Below are 5216 nucleotides of genomic sequence, written 5' to 3' on the forward strand. Positions count from 1 at the left end.
CAGCTATCTCCCGTTGACCCACCTCCACCGCTTCGTCGCTGAGGGGAAGATCGGCGCCGTGGCCCCCCGGTTCCAGATGATCCAGTCCGAGTACAGCCAACGCAAGACACTGACCGTTGACGCGCCGGAGATCCTGCAGCAGATGCGGGCGGACCGCGTGGATGTGGCGGTCCTCACCGCGGTCTGACCCGTCTGCCACCAGACCGTGAGTCTGGCCGCCCGGTATCTGGAAGAGAACGGAATCCCGACCGTCCTGTTCGGCTGCGCGCGCGATATCGTCGAGCATTGCGGAGTCCCGCGCTTCGTCTTCAGCGACTTTCCGCTGGGCAACCCCACCGGCAAGCCGTTCGACCTCGACATGCAGCGCGAGGTCCTGTCCCTGGGGCTCGACCTCCTCGTCAATGCGACTGCCGCCGGCACCACGGTGGTCACGCCCTACGAGTGGAGCGCGGACCACTCCTGGAAGGACAAGGTCCTCACCAAGGCGCAGCCGTTCCTCGACCCCGAGGCCACGCGGAAGTGGCTGGAGCGCAAGGAGACGTATCGCGCCCTGAAGGCGACGGGGAAGATCTAGCGGATGCCGCGCAGCGGGACGGAGTTGGTGGACGGCGGAATGACCGACCGGATGTGGAACCGCATTACACGGGCGTTGATCGACACGGGCCGGCCACCGCACTACGCGGAGCTTGCTCGCTCGCTCGGTGTGAGTCCCGCCGAGAGCCGGACGGCCCTTCACGCCGTCCTGCAAGCGTACCCGATCGGATGGCTGCATCCCGAGACGGACTACATCGCCTCGTTCCCGCCCCTGAATGGCCTGCCCACCCAGTACCGGGTGACGGTGCGCGGGGAGCAGAAGTGGTTCGCCCAGTGCGGGTTCGAGGCGACGTCGGTGACCTGGCTCTTTCCGGGAGAACGCGTGCGGATCGACGCCGCCTGTCTCGACTGCGGCGACCCGCTGACCGTCGAGATGCTCGACGGCCGCCTCACGTGGATCGATCCCCCGACCGTCGTCGGTCACCTGAACTACGGGAGTTGGCCCGTCACGGGGCCGCCCGCCATTTTTGTGAACGGGCATGAACCTCTTCTGGTCGGAAGAGCATGCCCGGCGCTGGGAGCAATTCCGCCCCGAGTCCGAAGAGGGGTTCATCTCCCTGCCGGAGCTGGCGGGCCTCTTTGGCACCGAGTCGCGGCAGCACATGCTGGATGCCGACTACCTGTCGCGCTGGTACCCGATGCGCGCGGCTGAACGCCGCGAGTACCTCGCGCGGATTGGCAAGGCGTCGCCCTTCTGGCTCGGCACGCCGGCCCCGAGCGACAAGTAGCGGGGTCAGGTCTTGCATTACGACATTCGCGAGCACGCCGAGCTGTGATACCCACTCAGATGTCGTAATGCAAGACCTGACCCCTACAAGGAGGAAGCGCATGCGCCTGCTGATCGCGATCGTATCGCTCGCCGTTGTGGCCTTTTCCGGCCCGGCCCAGGAGGCGGCCGCCCAGGCCCCTGTCAAGATCGGCTTCCTCGCGCCGCTGTCCGGCGCCATCGCCCAGGCCGGCAAGGACATGTACAGCGGCTGCGAGTTGTACTGGGAGGAGAGCGGCTGGCAGCTCGCCGGCCGCAAGCTCGAGGTCATCCTGGAGGACAATGAGGGCGTGCCGGCCACCACGCTGGCCAAGGCGCGGAAGCTGGTCGAGTCCGATCGGGTCAACATGCTGGCGGGCGTCATCCTGTCCAATGTCGCCTACGCGCTCGTGCCGTACATCGAGTCCCAGGGCATCCCGACCATCTACCCGATCAACTCCGCCGACGACCTGACCCAGCGCAAGCGCCCCAAGTGGCTGATCCGCACCGGCTTCTCGGCCGGCGGCAACATGCATCCCTTCGGCGAGTACGCGGCGAAGGTGCTCGGCTACAAGAAGATCGCCATCGTGTCGCTCGACTACGCCTTCGGCTGGGAGATCGCCGGCGGCTTCCAGAAGACCTTCGAGGACAACGGCGGGCAGATCATCCAGAAGCTCTGGGTCCCGCTCAACGTGCAGGACTACGCGCCCTACATCGGCCAGATCCGGAAGGACGCCGACGCCGTGTTCGTGCTCGCCCTCGGGCGCTGGACGCTTCTCTTCGCCCAGCAGTGGGCGGCGAGCGGGCTCAAGGACAAGGTCCCGCTCATCGCGGGCGGGACCTATACCGACGAGCACGTCCTGCCCCAGCTCGGCGACGAATCGGTCGGCGTGATCAGCGCGCACCACTACTCGGCCGCGCTCGATACGCCGGCGAACCGGCGGTTCCGCGCGGCGTTCGAGAAGAAGTACAACCGCCTGCCCTCGTTCTACTCGGAGAACTGCTACACCGGCGCCCGCGTCGTGGCCGAGGCGGCCAAGGCCGTGGGCGGCCGCGTCGAGGACCGCGCCGCCTTCATGGCCGCGCTCCGCGCCGTCGAGATCACCGATGCCCCGCGCGGCCCGGTCAAGATGGATCCCTACGGGAACCCCACGCAGAACATCTACATCCGGAAGGTCGAGCGGGTGAACGGCAAGCTCCAGAACACCGTGATCTACACGTACCCGGCCGTCAGCCAGTTCTGGAAGTACAACCCCGAGGAGTTTCTGAAGCAGCCGGTGTATTCGCGCGAGTTTCCGCCCTGCCGCTACTGCTGAGCGCCGCGTGAGGGACTGACAAGTAGCGGGGTCAGGTCTTACATTCCTACATCGCGGCCACCCGAGCTGTGGTATCCACTCGGATGTCGTAATTCAAGACCTGACCCCCTGTAGCGACTCAGTCCAGAATGAACGTCACCTCCACCGTGGTCCGGTACTCGGTGACCTTCCCCTTCTCGACGTGGGCTTTCTGCTCGATAACGTGAATGCCGGTCACGCCTCGCAGGGTCTTGTTGGCCCGCTTCACGGCCTCGTCCGCCGCGGCCTGCCAGCTCCTCGGAGACGATCCAATGATCTTGGTCACGCGTGCCACTGCCATAGCTTGCCCTCCCATCGGCCGCGCTCCAGAGAGCGGGCCGACCGCCGAACGGTGACAGCCTAGAAAGTGTGCCGGAGTCTAGGCGGGATGGTGACGGGTGTCAAGGCAGGTGCGGTCCAGGCACGTGCGGTCCAGACGCACCGCGGGCGCGCTTCACGGGCTCGGCCTGAGCCCGAGCACGCTGAACGTGGGGACGGCCTTGAGAAATCCTTTGAGGGCCAGCGCGCCCACCTCCTCGCACTCGATGAGGTCCTCGAGGGCTCCCGCGACGCGCGACGTGACGAGGACCTGCCCGCCCTTGGCCTCGCCGCAGAGCCGCGCGGCCAGGTTGGTGACCGTGCCGATAGCGCCGTAGTCCCAGCGCCCCTCGAAGCCGATGGCGCCGATCGTGGCGTATCCCTGGGCGATCCCGACGCCCAAGGCCAGGTCGTAGCCCCGCTTGCGCCATCCCATGCTCAGATCGCTGACACGCTCGCGCATGGCGACGGCCATGCGGAGCGCGCGCTCGGCCGGGTTCGGCACCGGCACCGGGTCGTTGAAGAAGATCATCATGCCGTCGCCGGTGAAGCGCTCGAGCGTGCCCTCGTGCTCGAGGATCAGCTTGCCCATCTCGGCGTGGTAGTCGCGCAGGACCGCCATCACCTCCTCGGGCTCGGCGGTCTCGGCGAAGGCCGTGAACCCCCGGAGATCGAGAAAGACGACGATCACCTCTCTGCGGTGGGTCTTGAGAGGGTCGTCGGCCCCCCCGGCGACGATCAGCTCGGCAAGCTGGGGCGAGAAGAAGCGCTTGAGCCGGCCGAGGCGCTCGAGCTGGCTTACCTGCTCCTGCACCCGCTGCTCGAGCGTCCGGTTGAAGGCGGCGAGCTCGCCCGTCTGGGTCTCGAGCCGCGCCGCCTGCTCCTGGACCGTGTCGTGAAGCGCCTTGATCCGGAGCATGGATTTGACGCGCGCCACGAGCGCGGCCTGGTCCACGGGCTTGGTCAGGTACTCGTCGGCCCCGGCCTCGAGCCCGCTCACCACGTCGCGCGAATCGGCCCGCGCGGTGACCATGATGAGCGGCATGAAGGGCAGCGACGGATCTCCCTTGAGCCGGCGGCAGACCTCGAGCCCGTCGAGACCCGGCATCATGACGTCGAGGAGGATGAGGTCCGGGTGCTTCTCGCGCGCCAGGCTGAGCGCGGCCTCGCCGTCGGTGGCCGTCAGGATCTCATAGCCGTGGGCGGTAAGGCGCGCCTGGAGGATGTCGAGATTCATCGCGTTGTCGTCCGCGATGAGGACGAGCGGCGGCGTCCTCACGGCAGGTACTCGCGGATCTTGGCCAGGAGCGCCCGCGGGCTGAAGGGCTTGGTAACGTAGGCGTCGCAGCCGGCCTCCCGTGCCTTGACGTCGTCGCCGCTGAGCGCGTAGGAGGTCACGGCGATGATCGGGATCTGGCGAAGCGCCGGGTTGGCCTTGATCCGGCGCGTGGCCTCGTAGCCGTCGAGGCCGGGGAGCTGGATGTCCATGAGGATGAGGTCGGGCCGGTGGGTCTCGGCCATGGCCACGCCCTCCTCCCCCGTCACGGCCTCGATCACCTCGTAGCCGGCGGGCGTGAGCAGGTCCCGGACGATCCGCCGGTTGTCCTCGTGGTCTTCGATCACGAGAATGCGCCGGCTCACGGTACTTCCGCCATCCGCTCGACTCGCACCGGAACGGTGAAGGAGAAGGTCGAGCCCTTCCCCGACGCGGACTCCACGCTGATCCGGCCGCCATGGAGCTCGATGATGCGCTTGGCGATGGAGAGCCCGAGGCCGGTGCCGCCCTTCTTGCGGGTGTTCGAGGTGTCGGCCTGCTGAAATTCCTCGAAGATCCGCTGCTGGTCTTCCGGCGCGATGCCCGGCCCCGTGTCCGAGACCGAGACCACGAAGGCGCCGTCCAAGACCCGGGCCGCCACGCGGACCTCGCCCGCGTCGGTGAACTTGACGGCGTTCCCGACCAGGTTCAGGAGCACCTGGCTGAGCCGTCGGTCGTCTCCGTGCCCGACGGGAAGGTCGGGCGCGAGGGTCACCGTGAGCGCGAGCTTCTTCTCCGCTGCAAGCGGCTCCAGGGCTGTCACCACCGTCTGCACGACCTCCTTCAGCGAGTAGTCGCCGAGCGAGAGGGTGAGCTGCCCGGCCTCGATCTTGCTGAGGTCGAGGACGTCGTTGATGAGAGCGAGCAGGTGCCGCCCGCTCCGGTCGATCCGCTCCATGGTCTCCCGCCC

At 67.5% G+C, this 5216-nt stretch carries 8 protein-coding genes; 4 read left to right on the forward strand and 4 right to left on the reverse strand.

Annotated elements, in window-relative coordinates; all coding sequences use genetic code 11:
- The 4 genes from VGV06_15675 to VGV06_15690 all read left to right on the forward strand — a co-directional run.
- On the forward strand, positions 1-187 hold a 187-nt coding region (locus VGV06_15675), incomplete at its 5' end, for a hypothetical protein (GenBank protein ID HEV2056583.1).
- Positions 188-205: 18 nt separating this feature from the next.
- Positions 206-574, forward strand: a complete 369-nt coding sequence (locus VGV06_15680) for a hypothetical protein (protein ID HEV2056584.1) — start codon at positions 206-208, stop codon at positions 572-574.
- Positions 575-1073: 499 nt separating this feature from the next.
- On the forward strand, positions 1074-1322 hold the full coding sequence (locus tag VGV06_15685; protein ID HEV2056585.1) for a hypothetical protein: 249 nt from the start codon (positions 1074-1076) through the stop codon (positions 1320-1322).
- A 100-nt stretch (positions 1323-1422) separates the two neighbouring features.
- Positions 1423-2655 carry an ABC transporter substrate-binding protein gene (locus VGV06_15690; protein HEV2056586.1) on the forward strand — a complete coding sequence of 411 codons (1233 nt, stop codon included), beginning with the start codon at positions 1423-1425 and terminating at the stop codon, positions 2653-2655.
- A gap of 118 nt (positions 2656-2773) precedes the next feature.
- Here the strand turns inward: VGV06_15690 and VGV06_15695 are convergent, their stop codons facing one another.
- From VGV06_15695 to VGV06_15710, 4 genes are all read right to left on the reverse strand, one after another.
- Positions 2774-2974: a dodecin family protein gene (locus VGV06_15695; protein ID HEV2056587.1), complete on the reverse strand. Its 201-nt coding sequence runs from the start codon at positions 2972-2974 to the stop codon at positions 2774-2776.
- Between the two features lie 153 nt (positions 2975-3127).
- A complete protein-coding gene (locus tag VGV06_15700) occupies positions 3128-4270 on the reverse strand; it encodes a response regulator (GenBank protein ID HEV2056588.1) in 1143 nt (380 codons plus the stop codon).
- The gene (locus VGV06_15705) at positions 4267-4632 is read right to left on the reverse strand and encodes a response regulator (protein HEV2056589.1); all 366 of its coding nucleotides are present in this window, start codon (positions 4630-4632) and stop codon (positions 4267-4269) included. Before VGV06_15705 ends, VGV06_15700 begins: the two co-directional genes overlap by 4 nt.
- Positions 4629-5216 (reverse strand): ATP-binding protein (locus VGV06_15710; protein ID HEV2056590.1); only part of this gene is annotated, 588 nt, incomplete at its 5' end. The genes VGV06_15705 and VGV06_15710, both read right to left, overlap by 4 nt.

Source organism: Candidatus Methylomirabilota bacterium (assembly GCA_035936835.1).
Lineage (GTDB): Bacteria > Methylomirabilota > Methylomirabilia > Rokubacteriales > CSP1-6 > AR37.

What these genes read in the sequence shown, in the direction of transcription:
- VGV06_15685 (HEV2056585.1), top strand. Translation starts at nt 1,074, where the DNA reads ATGAACCTCTTCTGGTCGGAAGAGCATGCCCGGCGCTGGGAGCAATTC.
- VGV06_15690 (HEV2056586.1), top strand. Translation starts at nt 1,423, where the DNA reads ATGCGCCTGCTGATCGCGATCGTATCGCTCGCCGTTGTGGCCTTTTCC.
- VGV06_15695 (HEV2056587.1), bottom strand. Translation starts at nt 2,974, where the DNA reads ATGGCAGTGGCACGCGTGACCAAGATCATTGGATCGTCTCCGAGGAGC.